The sequence below is a fragment of the Pseudomonas sp. S3_A03 genome (assembly GCF_054668275.1).
In genome coordinates, this window is sequence record NZ_CP162753.1 from 2,946,315 (window position 1) to 2,968,524 (window position 22,210).

General features: G+C 60.3%; 20 protein-coding genes and 1 pseudogene. 4 read left to right on the forward strand and 17 right to left on the reverse strand.

The window, feature by feature from the left end:
• Positions 1-66 precede the first annotated feature (66 nt).
• The 3 genes from guaB to AB4O25_RS13440 all read right to left on the reverse strand — a co-directional run bounded on the left by guaB (position 67) and on the right by AB4O25_RS13440 (position 3,023).
• Positions 67-1,536, reverse strand: coding sequence for an IMP dehydrogenase (gene guaB / locus AB4O25_RS13430; RefSeq protein ID WP_017530001.1), 1,470 nt, complete (start codon positions 1,534-1,536; stop codon positions 67-69).
• Positions 1,537-1,640: 104 nt separating this feature from the next.
• A complete protein-coding gene (locus AB4O25_RS13435) occupies positions 1,641-2,189 on the reverse strand; it encodes a hypothetical protein (protein ID WP_017530002.1) in 549 nt (182 codons plus the stop codon).
• Between the two features lie 66 nt (positions 2,190-2,255).
• A complete protein-coding gene (locus AB4O25_RS13440) occupies positions 2,256-3,023 on the reverse strand; it encodes a sulfite exporter TauE/SafE family protein (protein ID WP_017530003.1) in 768 nt (255 codons plus the stop codon).
• A gap of 99 nt (positions 3,024-3,122) precedes the next feature.
• Here AB4O25_RS13440 and AB4O25_RS13445 point away from each other — a divergent pair, with 99 nt between their 5' ends.
• From AB4O25_RS13445 to leuA, 4 genes are all read left to right on the forward strand, one after another.
• The gene (locus tag AB4O25_RS13445; RefSeq protein ID WP_065876682.1) at positions 3,123-4,013 is read left to right on the forward strand and encodes a LysR family transcriptional regulator; all 891 of its coding nucleotides are present in this window, start codon (positions 3,123-3,125) and stop codon (positions 4,011-4,013) included.
• Between the two features lie 10 nt (positions 4,014-4,023).
• The gene (gene xseA / locus AB4O25_RS13450; protein ID WP_017530005.1) at positions 4,024-5,403 is read left to right on the forward strand and encodes an exodeoxyribonuclease VII large subunit; all 1,380 of its coding nucleotides are present in this window, start codon (positions 4,024-4,026) and stop codon (positions 5,401-5,403) included.
• A gap of 3 nt (positions 5,404-5,406) precedes the next feature.
• Positions 5,407-6,228 carry a peptidoglycan DD-metalloendopeptidase family protein gene (locus AB4O25_RS13455; protein ID WP_460150927.1) on the forward strand — a complete coding sequence of 274 codons (822 nt, stop codon included), beginning with the start codon at positions 5,407-5,409 and terminating at the stop codon, positions 6,226-6,228.
• Positions 6,229-6,552: 324 nt separating this feature from the next.
• The gene (gene leuA, locus AB4O25_RS13460) at positions 6,553-8,232 is read left to right on the forward strand and encodes a 2-isopropylmalate synthase (protein WP_017530007.1); all 1,680 of its coding nucleotides are present in this window, start codon (positions 6,553-6,555) and stop codon (positions 8,230-8,232) included.
• Between the two features lie 168 nt (positions 8,233-8,400).
• Here the strand turns inward: leuA and AB4O25_RS13465 are convergent, their stop codons facing one another.
• The 14 genes and pseudogenes from AB4O25_RS13465 to hscA form a co-directional block, all read right to left on the reverse strand.
• Entirely contained in the window at positions 8,401-9,192 is a 792-nt protein-coding gene (locus AB4O25_RS13465; RefSeq protein ID WP_068936957.1) for an amidohydrolase, read from the reverse strand.
• Complete coding sequence (locus tag AB4O25_RS13470) at positions 9,180-10,328, reverse strand: pyridoxal phosphate-dependent aminotransferase (protein ID WP_017530009.1); 1,149 nt, start codon at positions 10,326-10,328, stop codon at positions 9,180-9,182. The genes AB4O25_RS13465 and AB4O25_RS13470 overlap by 13 nt, the downstream gene beginning before the upstream one ends.
• Before the next feature lie 133 nt (positions 10,329-10,461).
• The gene (gene der, locus AB4O25_RS13475; RefSeq protein ID WP_017530010.1) at positions 10,462-11,931 is read right to left on the reverse strand and encodes a ribosome biogenesis GTPase Der; all 1,470 of its coding nucleotides are present in this window, start codon (positions 11,929-11,931) and stop codon (positions 10,462-10,464) included.
• A 134-nt stretch (positions 11,932-12,065) separates the two neighbouring features.
• Positions 12,066-13,216 (reverse strand): annotated as a pseudogene (gene bamB / locus AB4O25_RS13480) (outer membrane protein assembly factor BamB).
• The gene (locus AB4O25_RS13485) at positions 13,209-13,850 is read right to left on the reverse strand and encodes a YfgM family protein (RefSeq protein WP_017530012.1); all 642 of its coding nucleotides are present in this window, start codon (positions 13,848-13,850) and stop codon (positions 13,209-13,211) included. Before AB4O25_RS13485 ends, bamB begins: the two are co-directional and overlap by 8 nt.
• Before the next feature lie 41 nt (positions 13,851-13,891).
• Entirely contained in the window at positions 13,892-15,181 is a 1,290-nt protein-coding gene (gene hisS / locus AB4O25_RS13490; RefSeq protein WP_017530013.1) for a histidine--tRNA ligase, read from the reverse strand.
• A 21-nt stretch (positions 15,182-15,202) separates the two neighbouring features.
• Positions 15,203-16,312 (reverse strand): flavodoxin-dependent (E)-4-hydroxy-3-methylbut-2-enyl-diphosphate synthase, encoded by a 1,110-nt coding sequence (ispG, locus tag AB4O25_RS13495; protein ID WP_003175952.1) that lies wholly within the window; start codon positions 16,310-16,312, stop codon positions 15,203-15,205.
• A 2-nt stretch (positions 16,313-16,314) separates the two neighbouring features.
• Positions 16,315-17,295: a RodZ domain-containing protein gene (locus tag AB4O25_RS13500; protein ID WP_116079271.1), complete on the reverse strand. Its 981-nt coding sequence runs from the start codon at positions 17,293-17,295 to the stop codon at positions 16,315-16,317.
• On the reverse strand, positions 17,295-18,053 hold the full coding sequence (pilW, locus tag AB4O25_RS13505) for a type IV pilus biogenesis/stability protein PilW (protein WP_460150929.1): 759 nt from the start codon (positions 18,051-18,053) through the stop codon (positions 17,295-17,297). Before pilW ends, AB4O25_RS13500 begins: the two co-directional genes overlap by 1 nt.
• A gap of 12 nt (positions 18,054-18,065) precedes the next feature.
• Complete coding sequence (gene rlmN, locus AB4O25_RS13510; RefSeq protein WP_460150930.1) at positions 18,066-19,214, reverse strand: dual-specificity RNA methyltransferase RlmN; 1,149 nt, start codon at positions 19,212-19,214, stop codon at positions 18,066-18,068.
• 29 nt (positions 19,215-19,243) lie between these two features.
• Entirely contained in the window at positions 19,244-19,669 is a 426-nt protein-coding gene (gene ndk / locus AB4O25_RS13515) for a nucleoside-diphosphate kinase (protein WP_003175956.1), read from the reverse strand.
• A gap of 92 nt (positions 19,670-19,761) precedes the next feature.
• Positions 19,762-19,965 (reverse strand): Fe-S cluster assembly protein IscX, encoded by a 204-nt coding sequence (gene iscX, locus AB4O25_RS13520; protein ID WP_017135947.1) that lies wholly within the window; start codon positions 19,963-19,965, stop codon positions 19,762-19,764.
• Between the two features lie 14 nt (positions 19,966-19,979).
• Entirely contained in the window at positions 19,980-20,321 is a 342-nt protein-coding gene (gene fdx / locus AB4O25_RS13525) for an ISC system 2Fe-2S type ferredoxin (protein WP_015885743.1), read from the reverse strand.
• Positions 20,322-20,324: 3 nt separating this feature from the next.
• Positions 20,325-22,187 (reverse strand): Fe-S protein assembly chaperone HscA, encoded by a 1,863-nt coding sequence (hscA, locus tag AB4O25_RS13530; RefSeq protein ID WP_065876686.1) that lies wholly within the window; start codon positions 22,185-22,187, stop codon positions 20,325-20,327.
• Between the last annotated feature and the right edge of the window lie 23 nt (positions 22,188-22,210).

Genomic DNA, 22,210 nt, shown 5'->3' on the forward strand with positions numbered 1-22,210 from the left:
CTAATGAATCAGAAACAACTCGGGGCTGAAGAACAGCCCCGGTTACTTAACATTTTGCTGGAAGCCTCAACCTACGCGGTAGTTTGGCGCTTCCTTGGTGATCTGCACGTCGTGGACATGGGATTCAGCCATGCCGGCGCCGGTGATCCGTACGAACTCTGGCTTGGTGCGCATTTCTTCGATGTTGGCGCTGCCGGTGTAACCCATCGAAGAACGCAGGCCGCCCATCAGTTGATGGATGATGGCGCTCAGGGTGCCCTTGTACGGCACACGGCCCTCGATGCCTTCCGGTACGAGCTTCTCGGCGCCTGCCGAGGAGTCCTGGAAGTAACGGTCGGACGAGCCTTGGGCCTGGGACATGGCGCCCAGCGAACCCATGCCACGGTAAGCCTTGTACGAACGGCCCTGGAACAGTTCGATCTCGCCCGGCGCCTCTTCGGTACCGGCGAACATCGAGCCCATCATCACGCAGGAAGCACCGGCCACGATGGCCTTGGACAGGTCACCGGAGAAACGGATGCCGCCGTCGGCGATCAATGGCACGCCAGTGCCCTCAAGGGCTGCGGCGACGTTGGCGATGGCGCTGATTTGCGGCACGCCTACACCGGCGACGATACGCGTGGTGCAGATCGAGCCTGGGCCGATACCGACCTTGACTGCATCGGCGCCGGCTTCGGCCAGGGCCTTGGCGGCAGCGCCGGTGGCGATGTTACCGCCGATCACCTGCACCTCTGGGAAGTTCTGCTTGACCCAGCGCACGCGGTCGATCACGCCTTTGGAATGGCCGTGGGCAGTGTCGACCACTACCACGTCCACACCGGCGGCAACCAGCGCGGCAACGCGGTCACCAGTGTCTTTACCGGTACCGACGGCAGCACCCACGCGCAGGCGACCTTGGTCATCCTTGCTGGCCAGCGGGTAAGCCTTGGCTTTTTCGATGTCGTTGACAGTCATCATGCCTTTGAGGGCGAATTTGTCGTCGACGATCAGCACGCGCTCGATGCGGTGCTTGTGCAGCAGTTCACGCACATCGTTCTTGTCGGCGCCTTCCTTGACAGTGACCAGACGCTCTTTGGGCGTCATCACTTCGCGGACGGTGACTTCAAGACGGTTTTCGAAACGCACGTCACGGGAAGTGACGATGCCGACCAGGTCGCCATCGTGCAGCACGGGAACACCGGAGATGTTGTGCAGGCGGGTCAGGTCGAACAGGTCACGCACAGTGGCGTCGGCCTCGATGGTGATCGGATCTTTCACCACACCGGCTTCGTACCGCTTGACCTTGCGCACTTCGGCAGCTTGCTGCTCGATGGTCATGTTCTTGTGGATGATCCCGATACCGCCTTCCTGCGCCATGGCAATGGCCAGGCGGGCTTCGGTAACGGTGTCCATCGCAGCGGAAACCAGGGGAATATTCAGCTCGATGCCACGGGTTAGGCGGGTCTTGAGACTGACTTCGTTAGGAAGCACCTCGGAATAACCGGGCACTAGGAGAATGTCGTCGAATGTCAGAGCTTCTTGGCTGATACGCAGCATCGCGGGGGCTCCCGAGCGGGAAAATGGAAGCGCGCCATTATATACATGCACCCTGTCGGGCTCAATGTAAAACTCTGACAAACTTGGTAATACTGATAGATGGATTAAAGCTCGACTTTGACCCAGCTGATCTTCTGGTCCAGCCAATCGGCAAATTCGTCGATAAAGCTCTGCTTGAAACCGGCCTCCGCCCAGTTGTTGAAGATAAATCCCAGGTTGGAAAACCCGCACTCCTGCAGGAACAGGAAGCCGTTGATGTCATCTTCATGCCCACACAGCGGGCAGGTGAAGTTATCGGTGTGGCCGGGCATCCAGTCTTCCAGGCTTTCGAACAGCGCTTCACCCACTTCCTTGCGGCACTCCGGGCAGCCGGCCTCTTCGAGAAAGCCCTTGGCCGGCGTATAGATGCAACGCTTATAGATGATCTCCAGGCCGTTGACCGGTTCATTGAACGGCAGCGCCTCGGGGTACAGCACCACGGCGCGGGCACCGTCAGCCAAGGCGTAGGCCATGCGGTTGCCGGTGCGCCCGCAGGTGGTCAGTTCTTCCTTGATGATGTTCTTGCGCACCAGCCAGCGCACGATCGCCCGGGCGCGGGGTTCATGGACGGGCAAGGTGGAGATTTTCGGAACAAGGATACTTTGGGAGTTCATGGGAGTCCTGCGGTGTGGCTGCTGACGCCATCGGGGGTAGGCAGCTTAATCCCTGCCCCACACAGGTCAAGTACTCAAATACCGCCCGATCAACGCAATGCCGCTGGCCAGCACCAGCCATGTCACCAACCGTACAAACGCTTCACGGGACATGCGCATCGTCAACCTGCGCCCGCACCACAACCCCACGGCCATCGCCGGCAGCAGGCACAGCGCCAACATCAATAGCGGCAAATCAGCGTACACCCCGGCAATCAGGAACAAGCTCAGGCGCACCACTGTGCTGCAACTGATCAGCGCGCTTTGCGTCGCCCGCGCCGCATCCTTGGGCAGGCGGCTGTTCAGGTAGATCGCATATAAAAAGCCACCACTGCCGAACAGCGCACCAAACAACCCGCCGACAGTGCCCATGGGGATCGACCAAGCCGCCGCCAATTGCGTCGGCCGCGCTTTCACCGCCAGGGTGTAAAGGGCATAGGCGGTGATAAACAGCCCCATCAACAGCAGCAACAGGTCTGAATGCAGGTTGAGCAAAAACACCACGCCCAATGTGCAACCGATGGCCATGCACGGCAACAGGCGCAGCAGCTCCGCTTTGTTCACATCCCGTCGTGTTTGCAGCAGGCCGCCAAAGGCTGCGACAAAATCGAGCAATACCAGCAACGGGATGATCTTCGACAGCGGCATGAACAGAATCAAGACAGGCCCGGCCACCAGCGCCGTACCGAAGCCGGCGATACCGAACACGATGTACGCCACCACCACACCCAGGCCGATTACCAGCCAATCCGTACCACCAAACGACCACTGACTCATCAGTTCAACCGGGCTCATGGGTCATTCCTTGAAAGAGACGGCCTTTACTTTAGCCATCAACGAGCGATGCGACTAATATCTTCAAAGCCCTCTACCCATCTCGAAAAGGCATGACGCGTGATCTCCACCCGCCAACTGCGCTACTTCGTCGAAATCGCCGACAGTGGCAGCTTCAGCACGGCCGCCGAACGCCTGTTCGTGGCGCAATCGGCCCTGAGCCGGCAAATCAAGGCCCTCGAAACCCAGCTGCAAACACCGCTGTTCGAGCGCACCGCGCGCCAACCGCGCCTGACCGCCGCCGGCGAAGCCTTTTACCCACGGGCGCGCAACCTGCTGAGTGAGTTGCTCAAGGCCAGCGAACTGGCTACCCAAGTCGGCAATGGCCAGCTCGGCACCCTGCGCCTCAGCCATTCGAGCACCGTGCCGATGAGTGGTCGTTTGTTGCAGGGCATCAGTACCTGGCTGGCACGCTGCCCCGAGGTGTCGATGAATATCGTCAAATTGTCCTCCGAAGCCCAGTTGGAAGAGATCGCCGAGGGCCGCCTGGAAATCGGCCTGCTGCGCTTGCCGGTGTTGCGCCAGCGCGAGGGGGTGAGCGTATTGCCTTTATATAGCGAACAGGTGTTGCTGGCGGTGCCGTCGAATCACCCGTTATCACACACCGACAAGCCCATCGAACTGGGGCAACTCAAGGATGAGGCGTTTATCTCGATCCCTCACCCTCAGCGCGGTGGCCTGAGCTATCTGTCGGCTGAACTGTGCATGCGTGCCGGATTTTTCCCCAAGGCGGCGCGCGTCATGTCGCGCAAGACCACCCAGTTGCAACTGATCCAGGCCGGTTTCGGCATAGCCTTGTTACCAGAATCCATGCAGGACATCGCCCCCGCCAATGTGCGTTTTTTACCCCTGGCCGACCCGGACTGCCTGAGCACCGTGGCGCTGGCCTGCCAGCAGGCACCGGGCCCGCTGGTGGAGCAATTCTGCCAAACCTTGCGCGAATGCCTATAAACTGCCGCCCATGATTAAAGACCCCTTTGCCCGCCTGGGCCTGGACCGCGAAGTCCTGACTGTCAGCCAACTCAACGGCCGTGCGCGGGTGTTGCTGGAAGACGTATTCACCAATATCTGGGTCGAAGGCGAGATCTCCAACCTCGCCCGCCCGGCCTCCGGCCACGTGTACTTCACCCTCAAGGACAGCGGTGCGCAGGTGCGTTGCGCCCTGTTTCGCAATAACGCCGCCCGGGTGCGCCAGGCGCTGAAGGATGGCCTGGCGGTGAAAGTGCGCGGCAAGGTCTCGCTGTTCGAAGGCCGTGGCGATTACCAACTGATCCTCGACACCGTGGAGCCGGCCGGTGACGGCGCACTGCGCCTGGCCTTCGATGCGTTGAAGGAAAAGCTCAGCGCCGAAGGCCTGTTCAGTGCCGAGCGCAAGGTGCCGCTGCCGGCCCACCCTCGGCGCATCGGCATTATCAGCTCGCCTACCGGTGCGGTGATACGCGACATCATCAGTGTGTTCCGCCGCCGCGCGCCGAACATTGAACTGACTCTGATCCCGACGGCCGTGCAAGGCCGCGAAGCAATCGCGCAGATTGTGCGTGCGCTGAAACTCGCCGATGCGCGTGGCTTTGACGCGCTGATCCTGGCGCGTGGCGGCGGCTCGCTGGAAGACCTCTGGTGCTTCAACGAAGAGGCCGTGGCGCGCGCGGTGGATGCTTGCGTCACCCCGATCGTCAGCGCCGTGGGCCATGAAACCGATGTGTCCATCAGCGATTTCGTGGCGGATGTGCGCGCGCCCACCCCGTCTGCCGCCGCTGAACTGCTGGCGCCGGACGCCAGTCACCTCGTGCGCCAGGTGGAAAACCTGCATCGCCGCCTGGTGATGCTGATGCGCAATCGCCTGGCCCACAACCGCTTGCGCCTGGAAGGCATGGCGCGTCGCCTGCGCCACCCCGGCGAGCGCCTGCGCCAGCAGGCTCAGCGCTTGGACGATCTGGACATGCGCCTGCGCCGAGCATTCGAGCGCAGCCTCAATACCCGCCGCGAACGCTTGATCCGCCTGGAAACCCGCCTTGCCGGTCAGCACCCTGGCCGCCAGTTGGCCCTGCTGCGCCAGCGCCTGGACAGCCTTGCCGAACGCCTGCCCCGCGCCATGCGCGAAGGCCTCAAGGCACGGCGCCTGCAACTGCAAAGCCAGGTGCAGACGCTACAGGTGGTCAGCCCGCTGGCAACCCTGGGCCGTGGCTACAGCATCCTGCTGGATGAACGGGGCCAGGCCATCCGCAACGCGGCGCAAACCCACACCGGCCAGCGCCTCACCGCGCGTCTCGGCGAAGGCCAATTGCAAGTGCGGGTGGAAGACAACCACCTCACACCCGTCACCCTTTCGTTATTGGATTGATTGATGCCACGTTTCTTAAGTTTGTTGCTGCTGCTGTGCCTGGCCTTTAACGCGCATGCCGATAGCTACATCAGTCGCACCTTGAACAAACCGGTGCCGGGGGGCGTTGCAGTGGTCGACCTCGGGCCTTCGGCCGGCGCGCCCAAGGCCAGCTATCAGGGCAAACCGGTGCTGGTGGTCAAGGAGCAGGACAATTGGCTGGCGGTTGTCGGCATCCCGTTGAGCGTCAAGCCGGGTAACGAGCGCATCAGCAGTGGCGGGCGCAGCCTGCCGTTTATCGTCGGCTACAAGAAATACCCGGAACAGCGCATCACCTTGAAGAACAAAAGCCAGGTCAACCCGGCCCCCGCGCAACTCAAGCGCATCGAGGCGGAACTGGCGGTGCAGATCAAGGCCTATCGCAGCTTCAGCCCCAACCTGCCGAGCAATCTGGTGCTGGATAAGCCGGTGAACGGGCCGCTGTCGAGCAAGTTCGGTGTGCGCCGGTTCTTCAATGGCGAAGAACGCAACCCGCATTCGGGACTGGATTTTGCGGTGCCGGCGGGAACACCGATCAAGACCCCGGCGAACGGCAAGGTGATCCTGGTGGGTAACTACTTCTTTAACGGCAATACCGTATTCGTCGACCACGGCCAGGGCTTTATCAGCATGTTCTGCCATATGTCCAAGATCGACGTGAAGGTGGGCCAGCAACTGGTACGCGGTACGGTGGTGGGCAAGGTCGGCGCGACTGGCCGCGCCACCGGCCCCCATATGCACTGGAATGTGAGCCTGAACGATGCGCGGGTCGACCCGGCGATTTTCATCGGGGCGTTCCAACCTTGAATGAAGCGATTGCGCGCTGGATAACCGACGCGCAATTTAATCTAGCCTCCAAGCAATTCCAAACCATAAAATCCCGTTTCTCACGAATATAAAAGAACTTCTCTCAATTTTTAGCGACTGCTTGCCATCTTTCACCCCGACGGTTAGGGTTGAGCTTATGAAAACCTCTCACACCCTCATTCAGCTTCGCCAGCACCGCAGCCTGTGCCTCGTCAGCGCACGACTGCCAGGCTGAATCGATCTGCCTCGTCCCCAAGCTTTATCCCCAAACAACAGTTCTACGGCAGGCCGCCTTTTCTCGGCCCTACAACAAAGGATTTCCCGATGAGCATGCTCAAAGACCCGTCTTCGAAGTACCGTGCGTTCCCGACTATCGACATCCCGGACCGCACCTGGCCATCCAAAACCATCACCACCGCGCCGATCTGGTGCAGTTCCGACCTGCGTGATGGCAACCAGTCGCTGATCGAGCCGATGGACGCGGTGAAAAAGCTGCGCTTCTGGAAGACCCTGGTTGCCGTCGGCGTGAAGGAAATCGAAGCCTCGTTCCCCGCTGCGTCGCAAACCGACTTTGACTTCGTGCGTACCCTGATCGAAGACAACCACATCCCCGAGGACACCACCATACAGGTGCTGACCCAGGGCCGTGAAGACTTGATCGCGCGTACGTTCGAATCCCTGCGCGGCGCCAAAAAAGCCATCGTGCACTTGTACAACGCCACGTCGCCGTCGTTCCGCCGTATTGTGTTCAACCAGGACAAGGATGGCATCAAGGCCATCGCGGTCAACGCCGCCAAGCTGTTCGTCAAATACGCCGCCCAGCAGCCGGAAACCCAGTGGACGTTCGAGTATTCCCCGGAAACCTTCAGCGCCACTGAGCTGGAATTCGCCAAGGAAGTCTGTGATGCAGTGATCGAGGTGTGGAACCCGACGCCTGAGCACAAGATGATCCTCAACCTGCCGGCCACTGTCGAATGCGCCACGCCAAATATCTATGCCGACCAGATCGAGTGGTTCGGTCGCCATATCAACCGTCGTGACAGCGTGATCATCAGCTTGCACACCCACAACGACCGTGGCACCGGCGTAGCCGCCACCGAGCTGGGCCTGATGGCCGGCGCCGACCGTGTCGAAGGCTGCCTGTTCGGCAATGGCGAGCGCACCGGCAACGTCGATCTGGTGACCGTGGCACTGAACATGTACACCCAGGGCCTCGACCCGCAGCTGGATTTCTCCGACATCGATGGCGTGCGCAAAGTGGTTGAAGAGTGCAACCAGATCCAGGTGCACCCGCGTCACCCGTACGTCGGCGACCTGGTGCACACCGCGTTCTCCGGCTCCCACCAGGACGCCATCCGCAAAGGTTTCAGCCAGCAGAAAGACGATGCCCTGTGGGAAGTGCCGTACTTGCCGATCGACCCGGCGGACATCGGTCGCAGCTACGAAGCAGTGATTCGTGTGAACAGCCAGTCGGGTAAAGGCGGTATCGCCTACCTGCTGGAGCAGGAATACGACATCAGCTTGCCGCGTCGCATGCAGATTGAGTTCAGCCAGGTGGTACAGGCCGAAACCGACCGCGTGGGCCTGGAAATGACTGCACCGCAGATCTACGCCTTGCTGCAACGCGAGTACCTGCAAGCCAACACCCCGTACGCGCTGGTCAGCCATCGCTTGCAGGAAGAGAACGGCAACAGTTTTGTCGAGGTGGAAGTTTCCGGCAAGGGCCAGGGCGAGACCAACCTGCATTGGAAAGGCAAAGGCAACGGCGCCCTGGAAGCGCTGGTGGCCGGTTTGCCGATTGGCGTGGAGATCATGGACTACAACGAACATGCGATCGGTGCGGGCACCAACGCCAAGGCGGCGGCCTATATCGAGCTGCGCGTGAATGGCGAACGCCCGGTGCACGGTGTGGGTATTGACGAAAACATCACCACCGCCAGCTTCAAGGCGCTGTTCAGCGCACTGAATCGTTCGTTGAGCCAGCAAGAAGCGAAGGCGGCGTAAGCTATCGTCGCAATGCAAAAGGCCCCTGGGTGAGAATCCAGGGGCCTTTTTATTGAGTTTCAGATTTGGGTTGCCTGATAGCGCCTCATCGGGTTCAAGCCCCCTCCCACATTTTGAATATATTCACAAATCAAGGTGTGGGAGGGGCTTGCCCCCGATAGCGGTCTGTCAGACAAACTGAAAGCTATCGGCATCCAGGTTCGCCGGGAATCGGCTGCGATAAGCAGACAACTCGGCCGCATCCAGCATCACCTGGAACACCCCATCCGCCTCCCCCGCACTCAGCAAGGTTTCGCCCTGGAAATCCAGCACCTGGCTGTCGCCGGTATAGGCAAAGCCTTTGCCGTCCGTGCCCACCCGATTCACCGCCGCCACATAGCACAGGTTTTCAATCGCCCGCGCCGGCAGTAGACGGTTCCAGTGCTGACGCCGCGCGCCCGGCCAGTTGGCGGTGTACAACAGCAGGTCCGTATCCTGGGCATCGCGGCTCCACACCGGGAAGCGCAGGTCATAGCAAATCAGCGGCCGAATGCGCCAGCCCTTCAACTCGACCTGCACCTGGCGCTCGCCGGGGGTGTAGTGATCGTGTTCACCCGCCATACGGAACAGATGGCGCTTGTCATAGTGCAACACCTCGCCATCCGGCCGTGCCCACAGCAGGCGGTTGCGGTGACTGCCGTCGGCGGCCTGGATGATCACGCTGCCAGTGATCACCGCGTTGTACGTTGCCGCCTGGGCTTGGAGCCAAACATGGGTCGGACCGTTTTCAGGCTCGGCCAGGGCGGCCGACGCCATGGAAAACCCGGTCGTGAACATCTCCGGCAGCACGATCAAATCGGCGCCTTTGGCCTGTGCCAGCAGCAACTCGAAGTGATCAAGATTGGCTTGGCGGTCGTGCCAGGCCAATGTGGTCTGGATCAAAGCAATATTCAGATTCGGCAGTGCACTCAGATCACGCATAGTTTTTCAGCTGCTTGTCGCAGCGTCTCCTCGCGTTTGGCGAAGCACAGACGCACCAGGCGCTGGCCCTGGGGTGGGTTCTGGTAGAACACCGAGACTGGGATAGTGGCCACGCCGTGCTCACGGGTCATCCACAGCGACATGGCCACGTCGTCCAGGTCGGGGCGAATCCGGGAGTAATCCACCAGCTGGAAGTAGGTACCGGTAACCCGCGCAAAGCTGAAACGCGACGGCGCCAGCAGGTCACAGAACAGGTCGCGCTTGGCCTGGTAGAACGCCGGTAGTTCGTCGACATGTTCCGGGTGGTCGGCCATGAAGTCGGCCAGCGCGAACTGCAATGGCGTCACGCCGCAGAAATTGACGTACTGGTGCACCTTGCGCAGTTCTGCGGTGAGCGCGGGCGGCGCGACGACGTAGCCGGTTTTCCAACCGGTGACGTGGTAGGTCTTGCCAAACGAACTGACCACGAAAGCACGCTGATACAGCTCTTCGTGAGCCAGCACGCTGACATGAGGCACGCCATCGAATACCAAGTGTTCGTAGACCTCGTCGCTGACCAGGTAGATGTCACGGTCGCGGATCAGGTCGGCCAGTTGGTCCAGCTCGGCACGGCTGATCAGCGCGCCTGTGGGGTTGTGCGGCGTGTTGAGGATGATCATGCGCGTGCGGGGCGACAGCGCGGCCTGGATCTGCTCGAAGTCCAGCGCAAAGCCCGGCAGGCTCAGTTGCACATGCACGCACCGGCCCCCGGCCAGTTCCACCGAAGGCTCGTAGCTGTCATAGCTGGGGTCGAACACGATGACTTCGTCGCCGCTTCGAATCACGGCCTGGATCGCACAGAAAATCGCGGCGGTGGCGCCGGGGGTGATGGTCACTTCGGTGTCGGCATTGACCGTGGCGCCGTAGCTGCGCGCGATCTTGGCCGCCACCTGCTGGCGCAACGCCGGCAGGCCGGTCATCGGGGAATATTGGTTATGGCCGCTGGCAACGTGTTTGCCCACGGCGTCGAGCAAACCCTGGGGGCCATTGAAGTCGGGGAACCCCTGGGACAGGTTGAGCGCGCCGGTTTCGGCGGCGAGTTGTGACATGGTGGTGAAAATAGTCGTGCCGACATTCGGCAGCTTGCTGGTGATCATGGGAGCCCCCTTCGGGTTAGCTACAAGTTTTAAGCTGCAAGCTGCAAGCGGGTCAAGCGACAAACCACCGGACACAAAAAAGGGCTCCAAGGGAGCCCTCTCTTGCAGCGTGTCGCTTAACGTGAAACGGCTGCTATTTCTTATCGCGGCGCTTCTTGTCGGCCTTCTTGTGGTGAGTCATCAAACGACGCTTCTTGTTCACCTGACGGTCGGTCAGTGTGTTCTTGTTGCCTTCGTATGGGTTCTCGCCACCCTTGAACTCGATACGGATCGGCGTACCGACCAGTTTCAAGACACGGCGGTAGGTGTTTTCCAAATAACGCACGTAGGACTTGGGCACCTTCTCGATCTGGTTACCGTGGATCACGATAATCGGCGGGTTGGCACCGCCCAGGTGGGCGTAACGCAGTTTGATCCGGCGGTTGTTGACCATCGGCGGCGCGTGCTCGCCGACCGCATCTTCCAGGATCTGGGTGAGGCGGTTGGTCGGCCAGCGGGTCACCGCGGACTTGAACGAGTTCTGCACGGACGCGTAGAGGTTGCCCACGCCGGTACCGTGCAGGGCCGAGATAAAGTGGATATCGGCAAACTCAACGAAGAACAGGCGACGCTGCAGCTCGATCTTGACGAAATCGCGCTCGCTCGGCGTCATGCCGTCCCACTTGTTGATCGCGATTACCAACGCCCTACCGGCTTCCAGGGCAAACCCCAGCAGGTTGAGGTCGTGGTCCACCACGCCTTCGCGGGCATCCATCACAAAGATCACCACGTTGGCGTCTTTGATCGCTTGCAGGGTTTTGACCACGGAGAACTTTTCAACTTCCTCGTGGATCTTGCCGCGTTTGCGCACACCGGCGGTGTCGATCAGCGTGTACTTCTCGTCGTTACGCTCAAACGGGATGTAGATGCTGTCGCGAGTGGTGCCGGGCTGGTCATAGACGATGACGCGGTCTTCACCGAGCATGCGGTTGACCAGGGTCGACTTGCCGACGTTCGGGCGGCCGATGATGGCGATCTTGATGCCGTCTTTTTCACTTGGGCCAGGAATGCGCTTGGCTTCCTCACCTTCGGCAACGATCTCTTCCTCGCCTTCCTCTTCCTCAGCGTCATCCTTGGGGAAATCGCGCAGGGCAATTTCCAGCATTTGGGTGATGCCGCGACCGTGGGCGCCAGCGATAGGGATTGCGTCGCCCAGGCCCATCGGGCTGAATTCGGCACGGGCCTGCTCAGGATCGATGTTATCGATCTTGTTGGCGATCAAGTAGGAACGCTTGTTGCGCTTGCGCAGGTGCTCGCCAATCATCTGGTCGGCAGCGGTGTAGCCCGCACGAGCGTCCACCAGGAACAACACGACATCGGCTTCTTCAATGGCCAGCAGCGACTGCTCGGCCATTTTTTCGTCCATGCCATGCTCGTCACCGGAGATACCCCCAGTGTCGACAATAATATAGGAGCGCCCTTGCCACTTTGCCTCACCGTATTGGCGATCACGGGTCAGACCGGACAAGTCGCCGACGATGGCGTCGCGAGTCCTGGTCAGGCGGTTGAACAAGGTGGACTTGCCGACGTTAGGTCGGCCCACCAGGGCGATTACGGGAACCATGCGGCTCTCCACTTCGTTATTTCAGAAAATACAAAAGCCGCTGCAAGGCAGCGGCTGGTGCTCGGGGCAGCATCGTCAGATACCGCATGCCCCGCCGAAGCAGGGCCGCCTGGGTGTTACCCCAAGCATCGTTCTTACTTGATGGTCAGGGCTTCCAGCTTGCCGCTGTTGCCATACACATAAAGCATGTTACCCACCACCAGCGGACGCGCACGCAGGCCGTCGCTGTCGATACGCTCACGACCTACAAAGCGACCGTCCACCTGGCTCAGCAGGTGCAGGTAGCCTTCGAAGTCGCCGACCGCCACGTAGCTGGAGAATACTTCCGGTGCCGACAGCTGACGGCGAGCCAGGGAGTCGTTGCTCCACAATGCAGTGGTGGAACGCTCGTCGACACTTTCAACGGTGCCGGACGCCAGGCTGACGTAGACGCTGCCAAACCCTTGGGCGACACCGGCGTAGCTGGAAGCATCACGCTGCCAATTGACGCGGCCGCTTTGCAGGTCCAGCGCGGCAACGCGGCCCTGGTAGGTGGCGACATAAAGGGTTTCACCCGACAGCAGCAAGCCACCATCGATGTCCACGACGCGATCCAGTTCCGAACGACCTTGCGGGATGGCCACACGGGTTTCCCAGGCCGGCACGCCGTTCTGGGTGTCCAGGGCGACCACTTTACCGGTCGACAGGCCTGCAACGGCCAGATTGTTGGTCACAACCGGACCACTGGTACCGCGCAGGGTCAACACCGCAGGGGTGCTGTCGTACAACCAACGCTGTTCGCCGGTGCTGGCATCCAGGCCGATGACACGGTCGTCCTGAGTTTGTACCACGACGATATCGCCGTTGGTGGCAGGCGGCGCGAGGACTTCACTGGTCACGCGAGCGCGCCATTTCTCTTCACCGGTGCTGGAATCCAGGGCTACGACCTCACCTTTCAGCGTGCCGACCATCACCAGGCCGTAACCCACGCCTACGGCGCCGGACACTGGCAACTCGAGGTCTTTCTTCCACTTGACGTCGCCGTTCATGCGATCCATGGAGATCACCACGCCGGTCACGTCAGCGGCCACAATGTTGTCACCGTCGATTGCCGGTACCAACATGTTGTAGGTTTCGCCCTGACCGTCACCGATGGAGCGGCTCCACTGCTTTTGCAGGACCACTTCTTCCTTGAAACTGGTCAACTCCGCCGGTGGCAGTTCTTTTTACTGTTGCTGCTGCAACCCGCGGCCAGAACGGCCAGAGCCAGCAATGCTGCATGTTTCCAACGGATCACGTCACGCATCCCCTTTGGCCAAGTCGTCCAGCTTGATTTGTAAGCCACCGACCGCCGCTTCATCAGACAGCGCCGCCTTGGCTTTTTTATACGCAGCATTGGCTTCGTCGGTACGACCCAATTGGACCAACAGGTCGCCCTTGAGCTCTTCGCGAGTGGCTACAAATGCCTTGTCCGCATCGCCGTCGAGCAGTTTGAGTGCTTCGTCAGCCTTATTTTGTGCCGCCAGTACCTGGGCCAGACGCTGACGTGCGATTTCGCCCAGGGTCGGGTTGGCTGGCTTGTCAGCGATTGCCTTGAGTTCTGCGCCAGCGTCATCCAGCTTACCGGTGTCGACCGCAACTTTCGCGACGAACAGGCTACCGTATTGGGCGTAGGTGCTACCGCCGAATTCGTTTTTCAGCTTGCCGGCCAGGTCCGCAACTTGCGCCGGATCGGGCTTGCCGCTAGGCGTCAGCGTGGTTTCCAGCAGTTGCTGATAGAGGATCGAGGCGCCCTGGGACTGGTTGGCCTGATACTTGTGCCAGGCTTGCCAGCCGAACACCACCACTAAAGCCAGCAGACCGCCGGTAACCAGAGGCTTGCCGTTACGCTGCCACCAGTCCTTGAACTCGGCCAGTTGCTCATCATCAGTACTCGACACCCCAACACTCCTTAATCGCTAAATTCGGCTGTTCGACAGCTTCAACCCTGCACGACGCAGGTGGCCAAGTGCGCAGCGAGCGCATCGAAGGCAATGTTCTGTTGCTCACCCTGGCCACGCAGGGGCTTGAAACCTATCACTTGCTGGGCCAGTTCGTCATCGCCGAGGATCAGCGCATACAGCGCACCGCTCTTGTCGGCCTTCTTGAACTGGCTCTTGAAGCTGCCGGCACCGGCGTTGATCTGCAGGCGCAGGTTCGGCAGTTGGTCACGCACCTTCTCGCTCAAGGCCAAGGCAGCCAGTTCGGCGGCTTCGCCAAACGCACAGAGATACACGTCCACCTGACGGGAGATTTCTTCCGGGACCTGCTCCAGGGTTTCCAGCAGCAGGATCAGCCGCTCGATACCCATGGCAAAGCCTACGCCCGTGGTCGGCTTGCCGCCCATCTGCTCGACCAGGCCGTCGTAACGGCCGCCCGCGCACACGGTGCCCTGGGCGCCGAGCTTGTCGGTGACCCACTCGAACACGGTTTTGCTGTAGTAGTCGAGGCCGCGCACCAGTTTCGGGTTGATCACGTAGGGAATACCGGCCGCGTCCAGACGAGCCTTGAGGCCCTCGAAGTGCGTGCGGGATTCATCGTCCAGGTAGTCGGCCATTTTCGGCGCGTCGATCAGTACGGCCTGGGTGTCGGCGTTCTTGGTATCCAATACGCGCAACGGGTTGGTCTTCAGGCGACGCTGGCTGTCTTCGTCCAGCTTGTCCAGGCGAGCGGAGAGGAACTCCACCAGGGCTTCGCGATAGCGACCGCGGGACTCGCTGGTGCCCAGGCTGTTGAGCTCAAGCTTGACCGCATCGCGGATGCCCAGCATGCCCCACAGGCGCCAGGTCAGCACGATCAGCTCTGCGTCAATGTCCGGGCCGTCGAGGTTGAACACTTCGAGGCCGATCTGGTGGAACTGGCGATAACGGCCTTTTTGCGGGCGTTCGTGACGGAACATCGGGCCGATGTACCACAGTTTCTGCGGTTGACCGCCGCCGGTGAGACCATGCTCAAGCACGGCGCGCACGCACGCTGCGGTCCCTTCCGGACGCAAGGTCAGGGAGTCGCCGTTGCGGTCTTCAAAGGTGTACATCTCTTTTTCGACGATGTCGGTCACTTCACCGATGGAGCGTTTGAACAGCTCGGTGAACTCAACGATCGGCATGCGGATCTGCTTGTAACCGTAGTTATCCAGCAGACGCGCGACCGTGTTCTCGAAGTAGCGCCACAGGGGCGTCTGCTCCGGCAGGATGTCGTTCATGCCACGAATGGCTTGCAGAGACTTGCTCACATCAAATCCTTAAATTCGTTCTTAGCCGCGTGCGATAAGCGCTGCGTCAGCGGCGACCTTCTCGGCCGCTTTCTCGCGGATCAGCTTTTCCAGCTCATCCACAAGATTGTCATTCGTTAACTTCTGCGACGGTTTGCCATCGATGTAGATCAGGTTCGGAGTTCCGCCGGTCAAGCCCACATGGGCTTCCTTGGCTTCACCCGGCCCGTTGACCACACATCCGATCACGGCGACATCCAGCGGCACCAGCAGGTCCTCGAGGCGCAACTCCAGGTCGTTCATGGTTTTCACCACGTCGAAGTTCTGCCGCGAGCAGCTCGGGCAGGCGATGAAGTTGATGCCACGGGAACGCAAACGCAGGGATTTGAGAATGTCGTAGCCGACTTTCACTTCCTCTACGGGGTCTGCCGCCAACGAGATGCGGATAGTATCGCCAATCCCTTCGGCGAGCAGCATACCGAGACCCACCGCAGATTTCACTGTGCCTGAGCGCAAACCGCCCGCTTCAGTGATACCCAGGTGCAACGGTTGCACGATTTCCTTGGCCAGCAAGCGGTAGGCTTCAACCGCCATGAACACGTCGGAGGCCTTTACGCTGACCTTGAAGTCCTGGAAATTCAGGCGTTCAAGGTGCTCGACGTGGCGCAGCGCCGACTCAACCAGCGCCGCCGGAGTAGGCTCGCCGTATTTTTTTTGCAGGTCTTTTTCCAGGGAACCGGCGTTGACGCCGATGCGGATCGGAATCCCGCGGTCACGGGCTGCATCCACCACCGCGCGCACACGGTCTTCACGACCGATGTTGCCTGGGTTGATGCGCAGGCAGTCCACGCCCAGCTCGGCAACGCGCAGCGCGATCTTGTAGTCGAAATGGATGTCGGCAACCAACGGCACCTTGACCAATTGCTTGATGCGGCCAAAGGCTTCGGCAGCGTCCATGTCCGGCACTGAAACCCGCACGATATCGACGCCGGCAGCTTCCAGGCGGTTGATCTGGGCAACGGTGGCGGCCACGTCGTTGGTGTCGCTGTTGGTCATGCTCTGCACTGCGATGGGGGCATCGCCGCCCACCGGCACCGAGCCGACCCAGATCTTGCGCGATACGCGACGTTTGATTGGAGATTCGCCGTGCATGACTATTGTCCCAACTTGATGCGAGCAGTCTCGCCACTGGTGAACGGCGCCACGTCCACAGGCTGGCCGTTGTAGGCCACTTGCGCGCCACGGGCAAAGCCCAGACGCAGCGTCAAAGGAGGCTTGCCGCCCTGGTCGAGCGTATCGCCCTTACGCTTCAGCCCACTAAACAGCACTTTGCCATTGCCATCGGTGACTTGCGTCCAGCAGTCAGCGATGAACGTAACCTGTACCCGGCCGTCACCGGCGATCAACGCAGGGGTGGTGGGCGGCGAAATGGCGGGCGCTGCCGGGGCGGGCGTCGAAGTAGGTGCCGCAGGCGCATGGGGCTGGGCAGCAACGGAAGCCGCCGGCGTGGCAGGTGCTACCGGAGCAGGTATGGCAGCGGTGGCGGCAGGCGCCGTTTCCGGCACGGGCTGTTCGGTTGCGAGCGGGGCTTCAGGCGTGGCCTGGCCTTCGGCAACGGCCTGGTCTTCGGGCTCATCGAGCGGGTGAATCTGGGTGGTACCATCGGCGCTTTCGACTTCGACATGCTCCATGGCGTTGCTGGTCAGGTCCTTGGTGCGCAGAGACGTCTGGTCTTGCCACCACAAAAACCCGCCGCCGATCACGGCGATCAGCAGCAGCAGGCTGACAATTCGCAAAATAGTGTGGGAAACCCGCACCGGTTCTTCGATGCGACCCAAGCCATGGACATTGCTGCCCTGGGAGTCGGTACCGGTGAACTGGTCGAATTGCTGAACCAGGACGGCCTGGTCGATACCCAGCAACTTGGCGTAGGCGCGGATATAGCCGCGGGCAAACGTGTGCCCAGGCAGCTTATCGAACGCACCGGCTTCGAGGTTGGCCAGGGACGTAGTGGTCAAATTGAGCTTGAGGGCCACTTCCGACAGCGACCAACCATTGCTTTCGCGGGCCTGACGCAAGGTGTCGCCTGGGTTTACGCGATTAGCTGCTACAACTTCCGGGTGCGCCGCTTTCATCATTGCTCCGACAGGTATTGCTGATATTCCGGCGTACCGGGATAGAGTCGTTCGAGTTGCTGGCCAAAATGTGAGGCCGTGTCGCGTTCTTCGTGAACCGTCGCCAGGCGTACACCGAGCAATAGACTACGTGCATTCTGCCCGCCGAGCAGGCTAAAACGTTCGTAATAGTCACGTGCCGGCACATAATGCCTGTCTTCGTAAGACAACTCAGCCATTTCGAGCAATGCCCGTGGCTGACGGCTGTTCAGGTGCAGGGCTTTTTCCAACTGCTGGCGAGCGCTGTCGCGCTGGCCCAGACGCACCGAGGTCACCCCGAGGTTTTCGAACACCCGCGAGCGTTCCGGGTAGAGGGTATCGGCGGATGCTTGCTGGAAATAACGGGAGGCCTGGTCATAACGTTTCTGCTCGAACAGGAAGCTGCCGTAATTGTTCAGCAGTCGCGGGTCCGAAGGACGAGAGGCCAAGGCTTTATTGAAGTAGCGTTCGGCCAGTTCAGGCTCGGCCTGAGCCTGGAACACCAAAGCCAATGCGGCATTGGCATCGGCATCGTCGCCATCCAGCTCAAGGGCCTTTTTCAACGGCACCTTCGCTTGCTCGCTCATGCCCTGCTGCAAATAACCCAAGCCCAATCGCACATAAGCAACTCGCGCTTCGTCACGCCCCTTACCGGTTTGCAAAGGGCTGTCATGGCCCGATGAAACACAACCAGCCGCCAGGCCGGTAACAAGCAGAAGCAGCGCGAGGCGCAAGGGCATAGAGATCCTCTCTCAGATTCGATTCACAGCAATTTGCGGTAGATCGTCGGCGGCGTTCAGTTCACGCACGGCGATATAACGTTCACTGCGTCGGGTACGGTCCATCACCTGCCCAACCAACTGGCCACAGGCCGCGTCGATGTCTTCACCACGGGTGGTGCGTACCGTCACGTTGTAACCTGCCTGGTGCAATTGGTCCTGGAAACGGCGGATGGCGTTGTTGCTCGGCCGCTCGTAGCCGGAATGGGGAAACGGGTTAAACGGAATCAGGTTGATCTTGCACGGGGTGTTCTTGAGCAGCTCGATCATCTCGACCGCGTGCTCGACCTTGTCGTTGATGTCCTTGAGCATGGTGTACTCAATGGTCAGCACGCGCTTTTCACCCAAGGTCGCCATGTAGCGCTGGCAAGATTCGAGCAACATCTTAAGCGGATATTTTTTGTTGATCGGCACCAATTGATTACGCAATGCGTCATTGGGTGCGTGCAGCGACAACGCCAGGGAGACGTCAATGTGCTTGGCCAGCTCATCGATCATCGGTACCACGCCGGAGGTCGACAGGGTGACACGGCGCTTGGAGATGCCGTAACCCAGGTCGTCCATCATCAGGTGCATGGCCGCAACTACGTTGTCGAAGTTCAGCAGCGGCTCACCCATGCCCATCATCACCACGTTGGTGATGGCACGGTCGACGGTTGCCGGGACGCTGCCAAAGGATTTGTTGGCAATCCACACCTGGCCGATGACTTCGGCGGCGGTGAGGTTGCTATTGAAGCCTTGCTTGCCGGTGGAGCAGAAACTGCAGTCCAGGGCACAGCCAGCCTGGGACGAAACGCACAAGGTACCGCGTTTGCCCTGGGGGATATACACGGTCTCGACGCAACTGCCGGACGCCACGCGCACCACCCACTTACGGGTGCCGTCGCTGGAGATGTCTTCGCTGACAACCTCGGGACCACGGACCTCGGCAATGGCCTTGAGCTTGTCGCGCAGGGCCTTGCTGACGTTCGTCATGGCGTCGAAATCGTCGACGCCAAAGTGGTGAACCCATTTCATTACCTGACCGGCACGGAAACGCTTCTCCCCGATTGAGTCGAAGAATTTCTCCATTTCCGGCTGAGTCAGCCCCAGCAGGTTGGTTTTAACAGTCGATATAGTCATGGATTCACCCTCACTCTTTAAGCCGATGCTTAGCGAGCGGTTACTTCAGTAGCGGCGAAAAAGTACGAGATTTCGCGAGCAGCAGCGGCTTCGGAGTCCGAGCCGTGAACAGCGTTGGCGTCGATGGACTCAGCGAAGTCAGCACGGATGGTGCCGGCAGCCGCTTCTTTAGGGTTGGTAGCGCCCATCAGCTCACGGTTCAGAGCGATAGCGTTTTCGCCTTCCAGAACCTGAACAACAACAGGGCCAGAGATCATGAAGGCAACCAGGTCGCCGAAGAAGCCACGAGCGCTGTGCTCAGCGTAGAAGCCTTCAGCTTCAGCCTTGGACAGTTGCTTGAGTTTCGAAGCTACAACCTTCAGGCCGGCTTTTTCGAAACGAGTGGTGATCTCGCCGATGACGTTTTTTGCAACAGCGTCAGGCTTGATGATGGAGAAAGTACGTTGAACAGCCATGGTGTAACTCCAGAAACGGTAATTTACGAAAAATTAAACCCGCGAATTATACGCGGGTTATTGGGTATTGCCTAACTGCGTAAAAAGTCGGCTCAGTCGTCTGCTTCTTCGATCCACAGACCCTGAATCGCCTCCAGGACCTTTTCGCCACCCCGGTCAGGGATGTCGTCGAATTCCGGCAGTGCCATTACGAGGTCGCGCAACTTGACGAAGTTCACGGTAAGAGGATTGACCTCAGGATGAGCTTCCGCAAGTTGTATAGCGATTTCTTGTACATCAACCCATTTCAGGCTCATGACATTTCCTTGAATCAATGCGGCGCTTCGGCCGCATGGTTGAGGGAATATTTCGGAATTTCGACAGTGATGTCTTCCGTGCCGACCTTTGCCTGACAGCTTAGGCGAGAAGTCGCCTCCAGGCCCCAGGCGCGATCCAGAAAGTCCTCTTCCAGCTCGTCCGCTTCTTCGAGAGAGTTGAAACCCTCGCGAATTACGCAGTGGCAGGTCGTGCAGGCGCAGACACCGCCGCAGGCGCTTTCGATCTCGATATGGTTGTCATGGGCAACTTCGAGGATGGACTTGCCGGTCTCAGCCTCCACAACCATACCGTCCGGGCAATGCTCGGCGTGTGGCAGAAAAATGACCTGCGGCATTAATTATTCCTCGATTTCATTCAGGTTGCGCCCGGCCAGTGCGGCTTTCACCGTCTGATCCATGCGGCGGGCGGCAAAGGCATCAGTCACCTGCGACAGGCGCTTGGTCTGTTGCTCGATGGCGTAACCATCGTTGCCTTTCATCAGTTCGGCCAGTTCCTGCATCTGCAGGTCGATGACCATGCGCTCTTCAGCATCCAGCAGACGCTCGCCGTCGGCTTCCAGGGCGCCCTGCACGGCTTCGAGCAGGCGCTGGGCATCGACTTGCTGCTCGCGCAGCACGCGGGCGACCTTGTCGTCACCGGCATATTGGAACGAATCCTTGAGCATCTTGGCGATTTCGCCGTCGGTGAGGCCGTAGGACGGCTTGACCTGAATGCTGGCTTCAACGCCCGAGGCCAATTCACGTGCTGCCACGCTGAGCAGGCCATCGGCGTCGACCTGGAAGGTCACGCGAATTTTCGCCGCACCGGCCACCATCGCCGGGATGCCGCGCAGTTCAAAGCGCGCCAGGGAGCGGCAGTCGCTGATCAGTTCGCGCTCGCCTTGCAGCACATGAATCATCATGGCCGTCTGGCCATCTTTGTACGTGGTGAAATCCTGGGCGCGTGCGACGGGGATGGTGGTGTTGCGTGGAATCACCTTCTCCATCAGGCCGCCCATGGTTTCCAGCCCCAGGGACAGCGGGATCACGTCGAGCAGCAGCAGTTCGCCACCATCGCGTTTATTACCGGCCAGGGTGTCGGCCTGGATAGCGGCGCCGATGGCGACTACTTGATCCGGGTCGATTTCCGTCAATGGCTGGCGGCCAAACGCTTCGGCAACCGCTTCGCGAACGCGTGGGACGCGCGTCGAACCGCCGACCATGACCACAGCGGCCACGTCCTCCAGCTCGATACCGGAATCACGTACAGCCCGACGGCACGCCTTGAGGCTGCGAGCGACCATCGGTTCGATCAACGCATCAAAAGCTTCGCGAGTCAGCTGAGCGGACCAGCTGCCGTAGGAAACTTCAACAGAATCAGCGTCAGTCAGTGCTTCCTTGGCCGCGCAGGCGGTTTGCAGCAGATTACGCTGCGCGCCAGGGTCCAGGTCAGCCGACAAGCCGGCGCTGGTGATGATCCAGCCGGCAATGGCATGGTCAAAGTCATCGCCACCCAGGGCGCTGTCGCCACCGGTAGCCAGCACTTCAAACACACCGCCGGTCAGGCGCAGGATCGAAATATCAAAAGTGCCGCCGCCCAGGTCGTAAATCGCGACGAGGCCTTCGGCGTGCTGGTCCAGGCCATAGGCCACAGCGGCGGCCGTCGGCTCGTTGAGCAAACGCAGCACGTTCAGGCCGGCGAGCTTCGCCGCATCCTTGGTCGCCTGGCGTTGTGCGTCATCGAAATAGGCCGGAACCGTGATCACCGCACCGACCAGTTCGCCGCCCAAAGTGGTTTCGGCACGCTGGCGCAACACTTTGAGGATATCGGCCGACACTTCCACCGGGCTTTTAGGGCCCTGCACGGTGTCGATGAACGGCATATGGGATTCGCCGCCAACGAAGCGGTACGGCAGCTGGTCGCCCAACTGCTTGACGTCGGACAGACCGCGGCCCATCAAGCGTTTAACCGACAGCACGGTATTCAACGGGTCACTGGACGCCGCCAGCCTGGCCGATTCGCCTACTTCGGTGCGATCGGCGTGATAACGCACGGCAGAGGGCAGGATCACCTGGCCATCAGCGTCGGGCAGTGGTTCGGACAGGCCGCTGCGCAAGGCAGCGACCAGGGAGTTAGTGGTGCCCAGATCAATCCCCACCGCCAGACGACGCTGGTGCGGTTGAGGGCTTTGGCCGGGTTCGGCGATTTGCAGTAGAGCCATGGTAATCAGGTCTTATCTGTCTA